Source organism: Rickettsiales bacterium (assembly GCA_041396965.1).
Taxonomy (GTDB): Bacteria; Pseudomonadota; Alphaproteobacteria; order Rickettsiales; family SXRF01; genus SXRF01.
Genome location: JAWKXN010000001.1, coordinates 324,404 through 340,004 on the forward strand (window position 1 = coordinate 324,404; position 15,601 = coordinate 340,004).

The following is a 15,601-nucleotide window of genomic DNA, read 5'->3' on the forward strand; positions in this document are numbered from 1 at the left end:
TTCACATTACTCATTAATTCAAATCACTCCGTAAAATATAGCATAAATGTTCAATCTTGTCAAAATTGAACATCACTAAATTAGTACTCATGACTTTTTCTTGTTTTTTTCCCAATCATCATAGGCTTTGATGATTTTTGCTGCTAGTGGATGGCGTACCACGTCTCTATCGGTAAAGCGCACACAGCCAATACCATCTATCTTCTCTACTTTTCTGATAACATCGGCAAGTCCTGATTTTATATCTTTTGGCAGGTCGGTTTGAGTAAGGTCGCCAGTAATTACCATTCTTGAATTCTCACCTAGTCTGGTTAGGAACATTTTCATTTGAGTTGGAGTAGTGTTTTGTGCCTCATCAAGTATTACGAAAGCGTTTGACAAAGTTCGCCCACGCATGAAAGCTAGAGGCGCTACCTCAATCTCACCAGTTTCCATATAGCGGGTGAGTTTTTCTATCGGTATCATATCATGTAGCGCGTCATATAATGGACGCAGATAAGGATCTATTTTTTCCTTCAGGTCGCCAGGTAAAAAGCCAAGTTTCTCACCAGCCTCTACCGCTGGGCGTGACAATATTATTTTCTCAACTTTTTTATCCGCGAACATAGCCACCGCCTGAGCTACCGCTATATATGTTTTGCCAGTACCAGCAGGACCGGTAACAAACACCACGTCGTTTTTCGCCAAAGATTTCATATATCCCGTCTGCGCTGGCGAATAAGGACGTACTGATTTACGTAGGGTTTTTATTCTTATTTCAGGCAGACTATCTTCATCATCATGGTTATAATTGCCATTTTCAACCATACGGATAGCGGCATCAACTTCCTGAGAACCAATATCAATACCTTTTTTTAAGTCCGAGTGTAGCGATTCAAGTACCGCTCTAAAAGCTTCCACATCATTGCCGCTGCCGCTTACAGCAAGCATATTGCCACGAGTTACGGTCTTTACGTTAAATTGTTTTTCTAATCTGGTGAGATTCTCGTCATTATTTCCAAACAACATTGGTAGCAGGGAGTTATCCTGAAATGATATGCTTATAGATTCACTGTCGCTACCGGCGTTTATCTTTTTCTCTCTCATCAGTAATACGTGGTTGTTGTGAATATATCCATTCTACACGATATAAGGCGAATTTGCTACGCAATTTTGTAAAATATTGACTATATTTGTAGTTTATAAGCGCAAGATATTGGCTTAAGTCTTGATGGTCATAGAGAAGCGCAGTAAGTCAGGCTGTGTGATTCTTCAGACAGCCAAGCTATAGGCATATATGAAAGATCCCTCGTCTACGCTCGGGATGACAATGTCATTCCGACTGAGCGTGAGCGAATGGAGGAATCTTTGAAGGAATTGAAGAACTGAGGAGTAAGAAGCATAGTAAGCCAGACCGAGTGAGCCTTCGGTTATGTCCCATGTGAGGGACAGTAGTCACTTAGTGGGAACGAAAGATTTATTTAATGACAGCTAGCGCTAGTATGATCCATCGCCTCCAAAGCTTGCACGGCGTTATCTATTATTTTGTCATGTTGCACTGTCTCAGAAATAGGGAGGTCAGTACCGTAATCAGGGTAGACCAACGTATTTATTAGAGGATGGTTTTTACTAGCGCTTATCATCTGTTGTTTTGTTTTACCATCGTCATTTTTGTAATGTAAATCATAAATATCAAGCCGTACATGACTATTTTTGTGCTGTCGCAGTTTCATAGTGGTTCCAAAAATGCCGTATATAACAGACGTTGTTAGAACAGTAATAAGTGGGTATTTCAGCATTATAGGCTCAGGAGCGGTGGTTACATTGCCAATTGTCATAGACACAACCACTAGCAACAAACCAAAGCTAGCGCCAATAGCTATGCTGGAAAAAGCTGACTTTACAAAATTAAAATGTTTATTCTCTAGTGTATCTCCATTTTGAATACATATTTCATATTTTTTAGCGTAATTATCTTCTGTTTCTTTGCAATCAATATCAATATATTGATTTTTCTGAAGCTTTCTGCTGTTCATAAAATATATGCCTATTTCTGCGTGTGAAAATGACGTTGCGTAAATGATGTAATCATAATACCCTAACCCAAGCTCATTAAAAGTGAAACTTTTATTACAGTAGGGATTACCAGTATTGTAACAAAAGTTTTTCAATATATTAATTTAACAGGTTAATTTAATAAGTTAATTAGGAGGCAAGTAAATGATTGGCAGACTTAATCATGTAGCGATAGTGGTTCCTGATTTGGAGAAAGCGTCAGCCACCTATCGCGGTACATTAGGGGCTAAAGTCTCAGAACCACAGGATGTTACCGAGCATGGCGTAACGGTGGTTTTTGTGGATTTACCTAATACCAAGATAGAATTATTATATCCTCTTGGCGAAAATTCGCCAATCACTGGGTTTTTAGCTAAAAATCCGTCAGGTGGTATTCACCATATATGTTATGAGGTTGAGGATATTATAGCGTCTCGTGATAAGTTGCTTGCGGATGGCGCGCGAGTGCTTGGCGATGGCAACCATAAGATAGGAGCGCATGGCAAACCAGTTTTGTTTCTGCATCCAAAAGATTTTTTTGGAACTCTTGTTGAATTAGAGCAAGTATAAGTGTTAGCTTCTAGGGACTAAAGAATAGGTAGTAAGAATATGGAACAAGAAACGAGGTCAGTAGACCGAGTCAGCCTTGAGCAATGCCTCATGGGATTTCCAGTAGGAAATACCGGAGGCGAACATAAAACACGACCAGTAGACCGAGTCAGCCCATATTTTTTCTGTATATCCTCTGTGAAAGACAGCAATCTTTCACATGGATGAGATAAATAATAAAACTATAAAGATAAATAGGTTATTTTATGTCTGTCCCATTTTTCTTTTTTACTTTTGTAAATTCGTGGTGGATATTGTTATTCGTCAGTATTCCTTTTGCTGTACGTTACGAAAGTGACGGTATTGAAACAGAGAATAATGACTCATATAGAGCCGCTCCAAGAAAAATATATTGGAAAAAATTGCTGTTAATAGTTACTAGTCTTGCTTTGCTAATAAGCTTTATTTTAATGATTATTATTAATGAGAAGATTATAACCATACCAAAATTATGATAACCATAGTAATTCGGATTTTTAATTATGCGCCTTTCTCGATATTTTTTGCCACTTCTTAAAGAAACACCAGCCGATGCCCAGATAGCTTCCCACCGTCTTATGTTGCGTAGCGGCATGATTCGTCAGCAAGCGTCTGGTCTTTACACATGGCTTCCGCTAGGACAAAAGGTTCTCGCTAAAATAGAATCCATAGTAGCTGAAGAGTTAAACAGGGCTGGTTGTATACGTGTTATGATGCCAACTCTGCAATCTGCTGATTTATGGCGGGAGTCCGGCAGATATGACGCTTATGGTAAGGAATTGCTACGGATGAAGGATCGTCATGACCGAGACCTTTTATATAGCCCTACCTGTGAGGAGATGATCGTTGATAATTTTAGGAGTCTGGTTCGCAGCTATAAATCACTACCGATGAATTTATATCAGATTAACTGGAAATTCCGTGATGAGTTACGTCCACGTTTTGGAGTAATGCGAGGTCGTGAGTTTTACATGAAAGATGGTTACTCGTTCCATATGGATATTGAGGACGCGAAACGAGAATATAACCTAATGTATGATACTTATCACCGTATTTTTAATCGTCTCGGTCTTACCGCGATAGCGGTTAACGCCGTTACTGGCCAGATTGGCGGTAATATGAGCCATGAATTTCAGGTTCTTGCTGAAACTGGCGAGAGTGACGTTTACTATGATTGTGTATTTGATGATATACGCAGTGGTAAAGTCCAGATGAGTGGTGAGGAGGCAAGAAAGTTATACGCTGCCGCAGACGAGCTGCATATTCCAGAAAAATGTCCGATAAGCTCTGATAAATTACGACAAGCAAAGGGTATAGAGGTTGGTCAAATATTTTTACTTGGCAGTAAATATACCGATGCTCTTGGTGTTGATATAGCTGGAGAGGATGGCAAGCCAGTGCGTGTTCAAATGGGAACTTATGGTATTGGGGTTTCCCGTTTGGTCGGAGCGATTATTGAGGCGAGCCATGACGATAACGGAATTATTTGGCCAAAATCAGTTTCACCTTTTGATGTTGGTCTGATTAATCTGAAGGTAGGTGACGAGCGTTGTGATGATTTTTGTGAATCACTATATTCAATTCTTACCTCACACGGTAAAGATGTGCTGTACTATGATACGGATGAGCGTGCTGGCGTTAAATTCGCTAGCTGTGATCTTATAGGGCTTACTTGGCAGATCGTAGTTGGACCAAAGGGAATAAAAGAAGAAATGGTTGAGCTTAAAAATCGCTCTACCGGTGAGAAGTACGAGTTATCAACTCATCAGGCTATAGAAAGGTTACTCGCTGTATGATAGATGATAATAGTTTTATAAATAATGTGCTAGACCAGTTGGCGGATGTTGATGGTATCACCACTCGGCGGATGTTTGGCGGTGTTGGAATTTTCCGCTTAGGGTATATGTTCGCTATAGTAGCGGATGACCGTTTATATTTTAAGGTTGATGAGGAAAATAAACCAGATTATCAGGCGGCTGGTAGCGCGCCCTTTATATATGATCGTCACGATGTAAAAGGAGAGAAAAAGCTTGTCGCTATGAGTTATTGGGAGGTTCCCCCTGATATATTTGAGGATAGGGACGCGTTGTTTCGTTGGATGGTAAAAGCTCATGAGGCGGCGATAAAGTCAAAACATAAAGAAATAGGCTGATATGTTTTCACGGTTTGAGCGTATTGTCGCCATTCGTTACCTCCGCGCTCGTAGGGAGGAAGGGTTTATCTCTGTTATCGCTTTTTTCTCACTTATTGGTATCGCGCTTGGCGTTGCTACTCTTATTGTGGTGCTTGCTGTAATGAATGGGGTAAGAGGTGAGTTGATAAATAGTATAATTGGTATTGACGGTCATATTACCGTATATCCTAACAATTCACTACCAACGAAAGAAAATGGCATCGCGAATTACGATGATTTAGTCGGTGGAATATCTTCAGTAAACCATGTGAAATACGCTATTCCTAAAATTGAGGGGCAGGTTATGGCGAACAACAAGAATATTTCGCTTGGAGCGTTGGTTGTAGGGTTCAAGGCGGATGATATATTAAAGAAAGAACTACTCAAAAAAAAGATAAGTCATGAATCTATAGAGCCCTTCAAAGTTGGTAACGGTATTTTGATTGGTAGCCGTATGGCGGAAAAGATGGGTGTTAAACGTGGTGATGAGATAACTCTTATTTCGCCAAACGGCAGGGCTACCATAGCCGGAATGGTGCCAAGAGTTAAGTCATATCAGGTGATTGGTATTTTTGAGCTCGGTATGTTCGCTTATGATAATAGCTTAATAATAATGCCGTTTTCGCAGGCACAGCTTTATTTTAAGTTGCTTGAGAATGGTCAGGATATGGCATCCGCTATAGAGGTAAGAACAGATAATCCTGATAATGCCCGCTTGGTTGCCATAGATATAGCTAAGAAATTAGGAAGAAACTTCCGACTGTATGATTGGAAGTCATCAAACAATAATATTTTTGAGGCGGTGATAGTACAACGTAATGTTATGTTCTTAATACTTACACTAATAATTCTGGTAGCCTCATTTAACGTAATTTCTAGCCTTATTATGTTAGTTCGGGAGAAGGGTAGGGATATAGCGATACTTAGGACAATGGGCGCTTCACGTGCGTCCATTACACGAATATTTTTTATGTGTGGCTCTAGTGTTGGCGTGATTGGAACTTTTATCGGGCTGTTGCTCGGATTGCTTATCGCGTTTAATACCGAAAATATACAATTATGGCTGGAATCAATGATAGGACATAAATTATTTTCCGCCGAGCTTTATTTCCTTTCGCACTTACCATCACGAGTTGATTTTTCTGAAGTTTCTGGAGTTATTATATTTTCTCTATTGTTATCGTTCTTATCCACTATATACCCAGCCTACAGAGCGGCGAAAATGAATCCGGCGGAGGCTTTGCGCTATGAGTAATGTTGATATTGACTATTTTGACTAAATGTATATACTAATAGTATATACATTTTGGTGTCATTCCTATAAAATTGAGTTAAATAGGTGATAGATTTATAGTATATATTGTGCGTAAGGTTGCGTGAAAATAAGGTAAGCAATTTATGGAAGATAGTAAAGATATTATAACCGCGAAATTATTTAAGAATGGAAATTCGCAGGCGGTGCGTCTTCCTAAGCAGTTTCGCTTTGAGGGAAGTGAGGTGTTTATTTACCGTGATGGCAAAAAAGTGATAATTGAGCAGAAAGATAGCTCAGCTCCATCTGTCAGAAAAAAAATATGGGAGGATTTTTTCTACAATACTCCGTTAGTAGACGCGGATTTTTTATCCGAACGTGGCGATGAGCCACCGCAGAAACGTAAATTATTCTAATCATATAACTGATGTATATTCTTGATACTGATATTTGTAGCTATATATTAAAGCAACGCCCTGTTAATGTGCTAGATAAATTCGCTGAGATTGAGTTTTCTCACATGGCTATCTCAATCATTACTGTAGCGGAATTATTATATGGTGTGCGTAAAAAATCTGGGAATAAAATAAATATTTCAGTAGTAAATAAATTTATCTCAAATCTTCAAATTATCAAATGGGATGTGGCAGCGGCGGAGGAATACGCGAAAATACGTTCATATCTTGAGAAAAAAGGCAAAACAATCGGAAATATGGACATGATGATAGCCGCTTGCGCGGTTAGTATTGGTGCGGTTTTAGTCAGTAATAACACCCGTCATTTTATTAATATACCAAATCTTAAGGTTGAAAATTGGGTATGAATAGCAAAGTACTTGAGCTTAATAATATTACTAAAAACTACCGGCAAGGTGATTCTTCTATAGAGGTTCTTCGTGGTCTTGACCTTAGCGTAAAATCTGGTGAGGTGGTAGCGCTCGTTGGGCAGAGTGGCAGCGGTAAAACCACCTTGCTACAAATAGCCGGTCTTCTTGATAACCCAACATCAGGAGAAATAAAAATACAAGGTGAGGATTTAAGCGCGGCAAGTGATAGGAGACGCACAGCGGCACGTGGTAAACATCTTGGATTTATTTATCAGTTTCATCATTTATTACCGGAATTTTCCGCTGCCGAGAATGTCATGATGCCGCAGATTATAAGCGGGATAAGTTATAAAGAGGCTGAGGAAAAAGCTATCAATCTTCTGACGGAATTGGGTCTTGGTGATCGTGCCTCCCACCGTCCGGCTAAGCTTTCCGGTGGACAAAGGCAGAGAGTAGCGGTCGCCCGTGCTTTTGCCTTAAATCCAGAATTAATCTTAGCTGATGAGCCAACCGGAAACCTAGATCCAAAAACAGCCGATGAGGTGTTTTCCGTTTTTATGAAAGCGGCTAAAGAAAAAGGACGGTCGGCACTTGTCGCTACCCATAACTTGGAGATCGCTAAAAAAATGGATAGAATAGTCCATCTTGAAAACGGTATTTTGATATAGCATCAACAATTGTGTGGTGATTGTTAGATATTTCACAAGTAGTAATGTGAATGTTTTGGTTCCATAGCACATTCTTTTATACATTGCTGTTTTCGTTTCAGCTGTTAGAATATAGGATAAATTATATTAATTCCTTGTAACCTTATGAATAATCCTAATTTTATACATCTTCGTGCTCGCAGTGCCTACTCATTGCTTGAGGGGGCTATTCATGTAAAAAATCTGGTTGGGTGGTGCGTTAAGGAAAAAATGCCAGCGGTTGGTCTTACCGATTCGGCTAATTTATTTGCCTCACTTGAGTTTTCACTCGCCACCGCCGCGCAAGGTGTACAGCCAATAATAGGTTGTACATTTCATATAAAATCATTAAATGAACAGGATTCACGATCTCATAATAGCGCGCCTGATCAGTTGGTAATATTTGCGCGAAATGAGATCGGCTGGAAAAATATGCTGGCTCTTTCCAGCAAGTCATATCTAAAGCCGGAAGATGGAATAGTACCATTGCTCTCAATGGACGATTTTGTTGGGCATAGTGATGGTCTCATAGCTCTTACTGGCGGTGTGCATGGCTCGGTCGGAAAAAGTCTGATCGCCACACGTGATAATCTGGCGGAGGAAAATCTTCTAAGACTTAAAGAGCTTTTTCCTGAACGTTTATATATAGAACTTACCAGACACGGCATTGCTGAAGAAGAGAAGATAGAAAAACCGCTCATAGAGCTTGCTTATAAACACGATATACCTTTAGTCGCGACCAATGAGGCATATTTTATTGATGAGGGAATGTTTGAAGCGCATGACGCGTTTTTATGTATTGCTGATGGAAGATATGTAAGTGAGGATAATAGGCGGCACCTAACCAAAAATCACCGTCTCAAAACCGCGAAGGAAATGTGTGAGTTATTCGCTGATATACCGGAAGCTTTGGCAAATAGTGTAGCGATAGCGAAACGCTGTTCATTTATTGCTCAGTCACATAGCCCAATTCTTCCCAGCTTTTCTATAGAAGGGATGAGCGAGGCGGATAGCCTTAAAGCGCAGGCGGCAAAAGGTCTTAATGAGCGGCTTGTTGGTTACATTGAGGATGAGGAAAGGCGGAAGATATATTTTGAGCGTTTGGAGTTTGAGCTGGACGTAATTATTCGTATGAAATTTCCTGGTTATTTTTTGATAGTATCCGATTTTATAAAATGGAGTAAATCTCATAATATTCCAGTAGGACCGGGTCGTGGTTCGGGAGCTGGCTCTCTTGTCGCTTGGTCTTTGTCAATTACCGATCTTGATCCTTTGCGTTATGGTTTGCTATTTGAGCGTTTCTTAAATCCACAGCGTGTCTCTATGCCAGATTTTGATATAGATTTCTGTCAGGAAAGACGTGAGGAAGTAATAAATTATGTCCAAGAAAAATATGGCGGTGATCATGTAGCCCAGATTATAACTTTCGGAAAATTGCAAGCACGGGCGGTGCTGCGTGATGTCGGACGTGTTTTGCAAATGCCTTATAATCAGGTAGATAGAATATGTAAGTTAGTACCGAATAATCCAGCTTCTCCGGTAACTCTTGGTCAAGCGATAGAAATAGAGCCGCTGCTTAAATCGGCGATTGATGATGATGAGAGCGTAGCGCATCTGGTAAGTATGTGCTTGAAATTAGAGGGTCTTTATCGCCATGCCTCAACTCATGCCGCTGGTGTGGTAATTGGTGATAGACCACTACATGAATTGGTTCCCTTGTATCGTGATCCTAAATCAGATATGCCAGTAGTACAGTATTCCATGAAATACGCTGAAAGTGCTGGGCTTGTTAAGTTTGATTTTCTTGGGCTTAAAACCCTTACCGTAATATCACGAGCGGTAAGTCTGATTAAGCAGCGAGGAATTGAAATTGACATAAAGAATGCTCCAGATGGTGACAAGAAGACTTATGAGATGCTTGGGCGTGGCGATACGGTCGGTGTGTTCCAACTGGAGTCGGCTGGTATGCGTGATACTCTGAAAAAGTTAAAACCTGACTGTCTTGAGGATATTATCGCTCTGGTATCCTTATACCGTCCGGGTCCTATGGATAACATACCAACTTATATTTCCCGCAAACATGGTGAGGAAAAACCAGTCTATCAACATCCGCTTCTTGAGCAGGTTCTAAAGGAGACTTTTGGAGTTATCATTTATCAGGAACAGGTGATGCAAATAGCCCAGCTTCTTGCTGGATATAGTCTTGGTGAGGCGGATCTGTTACGGCGGGCTATGGGTAAGAAAATTCGTTCGGAAATGGAAGCGCAGCGTGATATTTTTGTTGACCGCTCTGTTGAAAGAGGGATTCCTAAGAGCGATGCCGCTAGTATTTTTGATTTAATAGCGAAATTCGCTGAATACGGGTTTAATAAATCACACGCCGCCGCTTACGCGGTAATCGCCTATCAAACAGCCTATCTTAAAGCTAATTTTCCGGTTGAGTTCATCGCCGCTTCCATGACTTATGATATGGGCAATACCGACAAGTTAAGTATCTTTCGTGAAGACGCTGAGCATTTTGATATAGAGGTTCTATCACCAGATATTAACAAGTCAGAAGTTTTATTTTCTACTCAGAGAGTTACAGAAAAAAATACCTCTAGTAATATACGAGATTTGGTTGAGGGTAGTCTTGCTATACGTTATGCGCTTGCCGCTATTCGTAATGTTGGCGCGGCGGCTATGGAAGGGGTAATAAAGGAGCGTGAGGAAAAAGGAGAATATAAAGACATTTTTGATTTTGCTGAACGAGTTCCTTCTGATGCCTTAAACCGTCGCTCGCTAGAATATCTCATTAAAGCCGGAGCTTTTGATAATCTACATAAAAATCGTGGTCAGTTATTTGAAAATATAGATCTTATAATAGCACATGGTATGGCAGCGCATAGAGATAGGGAAAGTCAGCAAGTAAATTTATTTGGTGGCGATAGTTCCAGCCATAAACATATACCAAAAATGATAGAGAGAAAAGATTGGTCATCTTTGGAGAAACTAGAAAATGAATTCTCAGCCATCGGGTTTTATCTATCAGCGCATCCGCTTTCTGGTTACCAAACAGCGCTTAAATTACTTAAAGTTACCCAGTCAAATTTACTTACAGATAAGCTCACGTCTAATTATAGTCATGTGAAGCTTGCTGGCATAGTGATGGGACGTAAATTTAAGACATCAGATCGTGGACGCTTTGCTTTTCTACAACTTTCTGACATGGGTGGAGGTTTTGAGGTATCAATATTTAACGAGGAAATTTTATCAAGTCAGCGAGATAACTTAGAGAATGGTAAGATTTTATATATCAAGGCAGATGGTAAAAATGACGAATCTGGCACACGTCTTATAGCGCAAAGTATATCACTTATTGATGAGGAGATAAAACGTGTTCAGAAAAATAACGGAAATTCAGGCTTTAGTATAACTTTAGATAGAGTTGACGCTGTAAAGTCTTTAAGTGAATTACTTGGTAATCCAGTTGGTAGCGGAGCCACAGTAAGGATTATGGCATGTATTGATAGCAGGAAAGCTGAGATAGAACTTACTGGTAAATATAGCTTATCACCATCTCTTTTAGATAAAATTAAGGTTTTAGACGGAGTGATTGAAGCGAAAGAGGAAGAATATGTCTAAAAAATAGACTGTATAACATAATAAATTTTAACGTTTTTTTTGCTTTTCATAGTTAATCTTAGCTGTAATTAAATTTATTCAGTTTGGATTTTTATGGTTCCTGCGATTGGTCTTGTAATAATTTTTGCCTGTGTATTCGGTATATATATAGAATCGGGTGGAAAGATAGATATTATCCTGCACGCGCTTCCACATGAGCTTGGAACTATTCTAGGAGCGTCTATAGGCGCTTATATGATAACCAATCCGGGTTCTATCCTAAAAAAAACTTTCAAAGAGCTTATTGTCTCCTTCAAAGGAGTTAAATGGAAGAAGCAGGATTACAAAGATTTACTATGCCTTATGTTTTCTCTTTGTAAATTAATGAAGTCAAAAGGTTTGATAGCTGTTGAACAGCATATAGAGAATCCAAAGGAAAGCTCAATTTTTTCCCAATATCCAAAAGTAGCCCATGATCATTTCGCTATAGATATTATCTGCGATACATTAAGAACCCTTACTATGGGGCTAGAAGATCCTATGCAGATAGAAGATCTAATAGAAAAGCAAATAGAAAAACATCACCATGAGGCTGGTGGGGTAGGACATGCGTTGCAAGGTATGGCAGACGGTCTTCCAGCTATTGGGATTGTCGCGGCGGTGCTTGGTGTGGTAAAAACTATGGCTAGTATTACCGAACCACCGGAAGTTCTGGGCGCGATGATTGGTGGTGCATTGGTTGGAACATTTCTTGGTGTATTTATGGCTTATTGTATAGTAGCACCTCTTGCTGGAAAGAACGCTGCGATTCATAATGAAGAGCAACAATTTTATTTTATTATTCGTGATATACTTATTGCTCATCTTAAAGGAATGGCTCCACAAGTATCTGTTGAAATAGGGCGCGCGCAGGTGCCGTCGCACTTGCAACCATCTTTCTCTGAGATGGAAGAAGCTACTAGCAACGTTAAAACCGAGTAGTTATTGAGTTCTAAATGGGAAGCTTTGTACGCTTTTTCGCTTTAAGCCAACCTACAACCATCATCCTTGTTACCATGATTGATGTAAATAATGAGCATAAAATACCAATAGTAAGAGTGACCGCAAAGCCTTTTACCGTTCCAGTTCCAAAATAATAAAGCAACATGGCGGCAAGTAAAGTGGTTATATTACTATCAAATATAGTTCCAAAAGCTATCTTGAAACCATCAGATACCGCCCTATGTATCGGCTTTCCATTTCTCGCTTCCTCACGGATACGCTCATATATAAGTACGTTAGCGTCAACCGCCATCCCGATAGTAAGTATTATACCAGCGATTCCTGGTAATGTAAGGGTAGCGCCAAACATAGCAAGAAAAGTGATTATCATAAAAGCGTTTATAATCATTGCCACATCGGCGAATAATCCAAACAAACCATAAAACATAACCATAAATACTATAACCAGTATAAGGGCTATTATAGAAGCAATAGCACCGGATTTTATAGAATCAGCTCCAAGACTTGGTCCAACAGACCTCTCCTCAATTATTTTAAGTGGTGCGGGCAGCGCGCCAGCTCTAAGCAAAATTGCTAGATCCTTCGCTGATTGTGCCGTAAAGTTACCACTTATTACGCCATTACCGTTGAGAATAGCTGATCTTATAACCGGAGCGGTAATTACTTTTTTATCAAGTATCACAGCAAATGGTTTTCCTATATTCTCACTAGTAATAGTGGCGAATTTGCGTGCTCCAGCATGGTTAAAACGAAAAGCTACTACCGGCTCACCAGTTTGGTTGTCAAACGTGGTATGAGCGTCAACCAACATATCACCAGACAGCATAACTCTGCTATCTATAGCGTATTTTGGAGAGTTTCCATTGTTATCCACTTCATCACCGCTTAATATTTTAGTGCCAACAGGAACATTACCTAAAGCTATATCATCAGCGCTTACTGAGTCATTGACCATGTGAAAAGTCATTTTCGCTGTTCGTCCCAGTATTTCTTTAAGGCGCTCTGGATCTTTAAGACCTGGAACCTGAAGAACTATACGATTATCTCCTTGCCTTTGAATAATAGGTTCCTTTGTACCGGTTTCATTTACCCGTCTATTTACTATCTCAAGTGATTGTTCAATCACCCGCACACGCTCGGCTTTAATAAATTTATCCTTAAACCCTACGGTGTAAGAAAGCGCGTCTTTACCTATTATCTCAATATCAGGATTTATCTCTTCAAGTATTTTTTCAATATTCGCTGAATCAGTTTCGTTTCTTAGCTTGAAAATAATATTTCTTTGCCCATCATTTTTACTGATTCTTAAATCACGATAGCCGATCTGCTTCGCGCGCAATTTAATACGTATATCACTTTTAAGGTTTTCAAATTGCTCTTTTATATAGTGATTGAAATCAACTTCTAATAACAGGTGGGAGCCGCCTTGCAAATCAAGACCAAGAGTTACGGCATGTACTGGAAACCAATCAGGAAGCGAATTACGACGTGCCTCACTAATAAGGCTAGGTATGGCCATAATCACAAATAACAAGCAAGCGCTTGTTATGGTGATTATCTTCCATTTAGGAAATTCCAGCATCTAGTTATCATTCGCGTTTTTATTATCAGAAATTTTATCGTCAGCTATCTCAGCTATTGAGGCTTTCGCCATGCGGATACGGACATTTTGTGCTATTTCCAAAGCTATAACATCGTCACCCTCAAGCTTAATTATGGTGCCTATTATTCCGCCACTCGTTATAACCTTATCACCTTTTTTAAGAGAGCCTATAAGATCTTGATGCTTTTTTATCCGGTTCTTCTGCGGCTTTATAAGCATAAAATAGAATATGAAGAACAATACCCCAAGAATGAGGAAATTATCAAACATAACCTTCTCGGCAGATAGATTCTGCGCCATCTGGTTATTCAAAGGCGGATAATTATTAGCGGTACCCGTAGTAGCGCTACTAGCGGTTTCCTCAGCGGCATATAAATCGCCAATAATAAAACTCATACTAAAAACTACTTAATTTTCGCTTCGTTAAATATAACATGCTTACGAGCCACCGGATCGTATTTCTTAAGAGCCAGCTTTTCAGTTTTTGTCTTAGGGTTCTTTCTGGTAACATAGTAAAAACCAGTCCCAGCGGAACTCACCAATTTTATAAGATTAACCGTTTTCTTTGCCATAATATTCCCACTAAGAAATTGATATAGAAAAATTTCTTCTTCAAACCGTACTAAACATAAAAATACCGAAGATTAAAGGCTGGAGCATATACATGCTGCTCATACTGTCAAGTACAAAAAATAACATTACAAGATTGTAATAACAAAGTTTTTGACTTTTTAGCCACTATTTGGGTAGTGTGCGCCCTAAATTAGGATAGCTGGTGTAAGTTTTTCAGCTTTGTTCTGTGTTTGATTGTTTTTATGGAGAGTTAGTTTATGGCGTATAAAAAGGTTAAAAAGGTCGTTTTTCCGGTTGGTGGTCTTGGTACCCGCTTTTTACCCGCTACTAAATCAATGCCTAAAGAGATGTTGCCAGTAGTGGATAAGCCTTTGATTCATTATGCTTTTGAGGAAGCAAAAGATGCTGGAATAGAAGAATTCATATTTGTAACCGGTAGGAATAAGGTGGCAATAGCCGATTATTTTGACCATTCATACGAATTACAGGATACTCTTAACTCTCGTAATAAAATGAAAGAGTTAGGTATTACAAGCGATTGGATACCTGAGGCCGGTAATGTTATATTTACCCGTCAGCGTCAGCCGCTTGGTTTAGGGCACGCTGTATGGTGCGCCCGTAATCTTGTTGGTGATGAGCCATTTGCCGTAATTCTTGCTGACGATCTGGTTCTTTCGCAGAAGGGTTGTCTGAAACAGATGGTTGAACAATATAACGATTGTGGTGGAAATATACTTGGGGTTATGGATGTGCCAAGAAAGGAAACTGCTAGATACGGTATAGTTGACATTGATAATAGCGCGACAAGTGAGGACGGTAAGTTAGTCAAAGCGCTTGGTCTTGTTGAAAAACCAACTCCTGAGGAAGCGCCTTCTACTCTATCGGTCATTGGTAGATATATACTGCAACCAGAGGTAATTAACGTACTATCAGATCAGAAAATAGGAGCGGGTGGCGAAATACAGCTTACCGACGCTATCGCTAGTATGATCGGCAAGCAGGATGTTTTTGGCTATCGTTTTGACGGTGTTCGTTACGATTGCGGTAGACTTATGGGATTTGTCGCCGCGAATGTGGCTTTCGCTTTGGAAAGAGGTGATGTTCGTGATAATTTAATTACCGAGCTTGCGGAAGTTTACAAAAGAGCTGGTATTAATAACTAATAGCCTATATTAAGCAATTCATAGATTCATTTATACTAACTTTGGATAATTTTTATCCAAAGTTAGTATGAAAACCTTATCTGAAAGATAAGGTTTTC

General features: G+C 39.6%; 17 protein-coding genes. 12 read left to right on the forward strand and 5 right to left on the reverse strand.

Annotated features, from left to right (window positions below; all coding sequences use genetic code 11):
• Positions 1-87: 87 nt before the first annotated feature.
• On the reverse strand, positions 88-1,086 hold the full coding sequence (locus R3D71_01630; protein MEZ5690350.1) for a PhoH family protein: 999 nt from the start codon (positions 1,084-1,086) through the stop codon (positions 88-90).
• A 374-nt stretch (positions 1,087-1,460) separates the two neighbouring features.
• The gene (locus R3D71_01635; protein MEZ5690351.1) at positions 1,461-2,015 is read right to left on the reverse strand and encodes a hypothetical protein; all 555 of its coding nucleotides are present in this window, start codon (positions 2,013-2,015) and stop codon (positions 1,461-1,463) included.
• A gap of 184 nt (positions 2,016-2,199) precedes the next feature.
• On the opposite strand from R3D71_01635, the gene mce reads away from it, so the two are divergent.
• The 11 genes from mce (at position 2,200) to motA (ending at position 12,143) form a co-directional block, all read left to right on the forward strand.
• Entirely contained in the window at positions 2,200-2,604 is a 405-nt protein-coding gene (gene mce / locus R3D71_01640) for a methylmalonyl-CoA epimerase (protein MEZ5690352.1), read from the forward strand.
• Positions 2,605-2,643: 39 nt separating this feature from the next.
• Positions 2,644-2,811: a hypothetical protein gene (locus tag R3D71_01645; GenBank protein MEZ5690353.1), complete on the forward strand. Its 168-nt coding sequence runs from the start codon at positions 2,644-2,646 to the stop codon at positions 2,809-2,811.
• A gap of 38 nt (positions 2,812-2,849) precedes the next feature.
• Entirely contained in the window at positions 2,850-3,098 is a 249-nt protein-coding gene (locus tag R3D71_01650) for a DUF1467 family protein (GenBank protein MEZ5690354.1), read from the forward strand.
• 27 nt (positions 3,099-3,125) lie between these two features.
• Positions 3,126-4,418: a proline--tRNA ligase gene (locus tag R3D71_01655; GenBank protein ID MEZ5690355.1), complete on the forward strand. Its 1,293-nt coding sequence runs from the start codon at positions 3,126-3,128 to the stop codon at positions 4,416-4,418.
• Positions 4,415-4,774, forward strand: a complete 360-nt coding sequence (locus R3D71_01660) for a TfoX/Sxy family protein (protein ID MEZ5690356.1) — start codon at positions 4,415-4,417, stop codon at positions 4,772-4,774. The genes R3D71_01655 and R3D71_01660 overlap by 4 nt, the downstream gene beginning before the upstream one ends.
• Before the next feature lies 1 nt (position 4,775).
• Entirely contained in the window at positions 4,776-6,050 is a 1,275-nt protein-coding gene (locus R3D71_01665; protein ID MEZ5690357.1) for a lipoprotein-releasing ABC transporter permease subunit, read from the forward strand.
• A gap of 143 nt (positions 6,051-6,193) precedes the next feature.
• Positions 6,194-6,463, forward strand: a complete 270-nt coding sequence (gene vapB / locus R3D71_01670) for a type II toxin-antitoxin system VapB family antitoxin (GenBank protein ID MEZ5690358.1) — start codon at positions 6,194-6,196, stop codon at positions 6,461-6,463.
• An 11-nt stretch (positions 6,464-6,474) separates the two neighbouring features.
• Entirely contained in the window at positions 6,475-6,870 is a 396-nt protein-coding gene (locus tag R3D71_01675) for a type II toxin-antitoxin system VapC family toxin (GenBank protein ID MEZ5690359.1), read from the forward strand.
• Complete coding sequence (locus tag R3D71_01680; protein MEZ5690360.1) at positions 6,867-7,541, forward strand: ABC transporter ATP-binding protein; 675 nt, start codon at positions 6,867-6,869, stop codon at positions 7,539-7,541. The genes R3D71_01675 and R3D71_01680 overlap by 4 nt, the downstream gene beginning before the upstream one ends.
• Positions 7,542-7,685: 144 nt before the next feature.
• Positions 7,686-11,183: a DNA polymerase III subunit alpha gene (dnaE, locus tag R3D71_01685; protein ID MEZ5690361.1), complete on the forward strand. Its 3,498-nt coding sequence runs from the start codon at positions 7,686-7,688 to the stop codon at positions 11,181-11,183.
• Between the two features lie 93 nt (positions 11,184-11,276).
• On the forward strand, positions 11,277-12,143 hold the full coding sequence (gene motA / locus R3D71_01690; protein ID MEZ5690362.1) for a flagellar motor stator protein MotA: 867 nt from the start codon (positions 11,277-11,279) through the stop codon (positions 12,141-12,143).
• A gap of 10 nt (positions 12,144-12,153) precedes the next feature.
• Here motA and secD read toward each other — a convergent pair whose 3' ends face one another.
• Genes secD through rpmG form a run of 3 tightly spaced genes read right to left on the reverse strand, consistent with a single transcriptional unit; the run spans position 12,154 to position 14,339 of the window.
• Entirely contained in the window at positions 12,154-13,746 is a 1,593-nt protein-coding gene (gene secD / locus R3D71_01695; protein MEZ5690363.1) for a protein translocase subunit SecD, read from the reverse strand.
• A complete protein-coding gene (gene yajC / locus R3D71_01700; protein MEZ5690364.1) occupies positions 13,747-14,163 on the reverse strand; it encodes a preprotein translocase subunit YajC in 417 nt (138 codons plus the stop codon).
• Positions 14,164-14,171: 8 nt separating this feature from the next.
• Positions 14,172-14,339, reverse strand: a complete 168-nt coding sequence (rpmG, locus tag R3D71_01705; protein ID MEZ5690365.1) for a 50S ribosomal protein L33 — start codon at positions 14,337-14,339, stop codon at positions 14,172-14,174.
• Between the two features lie 258 nt (positions 14,340-14,597).
• Between rpmG and galU the strand changes: the two genes are divergently transcribed.
• Positions 14,598-15,503 (forward strand): UTP--glucose-1-phosphate uridylyltransferase GalU, encoded by a 906-nt coding sequence (galU, locus tag R3D71_01710; GenBank protein MEZ5690366.1) that lies wholly within the window; start codon positions 14,598-14,600, stop codon positions 15,501-15,503.
• The last annotated feature ends 98 nt before the right edge of the window (positions 15,504-15,601 follow it).

Bases quoted from the DNA above. Each gene is read 5' to 3' on its own strand.
- R3D71_01655 (MEZ5690355.1), top strand. From the start codon at position 3,126: ATGCGCCTTTCTCGATATTTTTTGCCACTTCTTAAAGAAACACCAGCC.
- vapB (MEZ5690358.1), top strand. From the start codon at position 6,194: ATGGAAGATAGTAAAGATATTATAACCGCGAAATTATTTAAGAATGGA.
- R3D71_01675 (MEZ5690359.1), top strand. From the start codon at position 6,475: ATGTATATTCTTGATACTGATATTTGTAGCTATATATTAAAGCAACGC.
- R3D71_01650 (MEZ5690354.1), top strand. From the start codon at position 2,850: ATGTCTGTCCCATTTTTCTTTTTTACTTTTGTAAATTCGTGGTGGATA.
- mce (MEZ5690352.1), top strand. From the start codon at position 2,200: ATGATTGGCAGACTTAATCATGTAGCGATAGTGGTTCCTGATTTGGAG.
- R3D71_01645 (MEZ5690353.1), top strand. From the start codon at position 2,644: ATGGAACAAGAAACGAGGTCAGTAGACCGAGTCAGCCTTGAGCAATGC.
- R3D71_01665 (MEZ5690357.1), top strand. From the start codon at position 4,776: ATGTTTTCACGGTTTGAGCGTATTGTCGCCATTCGTTACCTCCGCGCT.
- rpmG (MEZ5690365.1), bottom strand. From the start codon at position 14,339: ATGGCAAAGAAAACGGTTAATCTTATAAAATTGGTGAGTTCCGCTGGG.
- galU (MEZ5690366.1), top strand. From the start codon at position 14,598: ATGGCGTATAAAAAGGTTAAAAAGGTCGTTTTTCCGGTTGGTGGTCTT.
- R3D71_01660 (MEZ5690356.1), top strand. From the start codon at position 4,415: ATGATAGATGATAATAGTTTTATAAATAATGTGCTAGACCAGTTGGCG.
- secD (MEZ5690363.1), bottom strand. From the start codon at position 13,746: ATGCTGGAATTTCCTAAATGGAAGATAATCACCATAACAAGCGCTTGC.
- R3D71_01630 (MEZ5690350.1), bottom strand. From the start codon at position 1,086: ATGAGAGAGAAAAAGATAAACGCCGGTAGCGACAGTGAATCTATAAGC.
- yajC (MEZ5690364.1), bottom strand. From the start codon at position 14,163: ATGAGTTTTATTATTGGCGATTTATATGCCGCTGAGGAAACCGCTAGT.
- R3D71_01635 (MEZ5690351.1), bottom strand. From the start codon at position 2,015: ATGAACAGCAGAAAGCTTCAGAAAAATCAATATATTGATATTGATTGC.
- motA (MEZ5690362.1), top strand. From the start codon at position 11,277: ATGGTTCCTGCGATTGGTCTTGTAATAATTTTTGCCTGTGTATTCGGT.
- R3D71_01680 (MEZ5690360.1), top strand. From the start codon at position 6,867: ATGAATAGCAAAGTACTTGAGCTTAATAATATTACTAAAAACTACCGG.
- dnaE (MEZ5690361.1), top strand. From the start codon at position 7,686: ATGAATAATCCTAATTTTATACATCTTCGTGCTCGCAGTGCCTACTCA.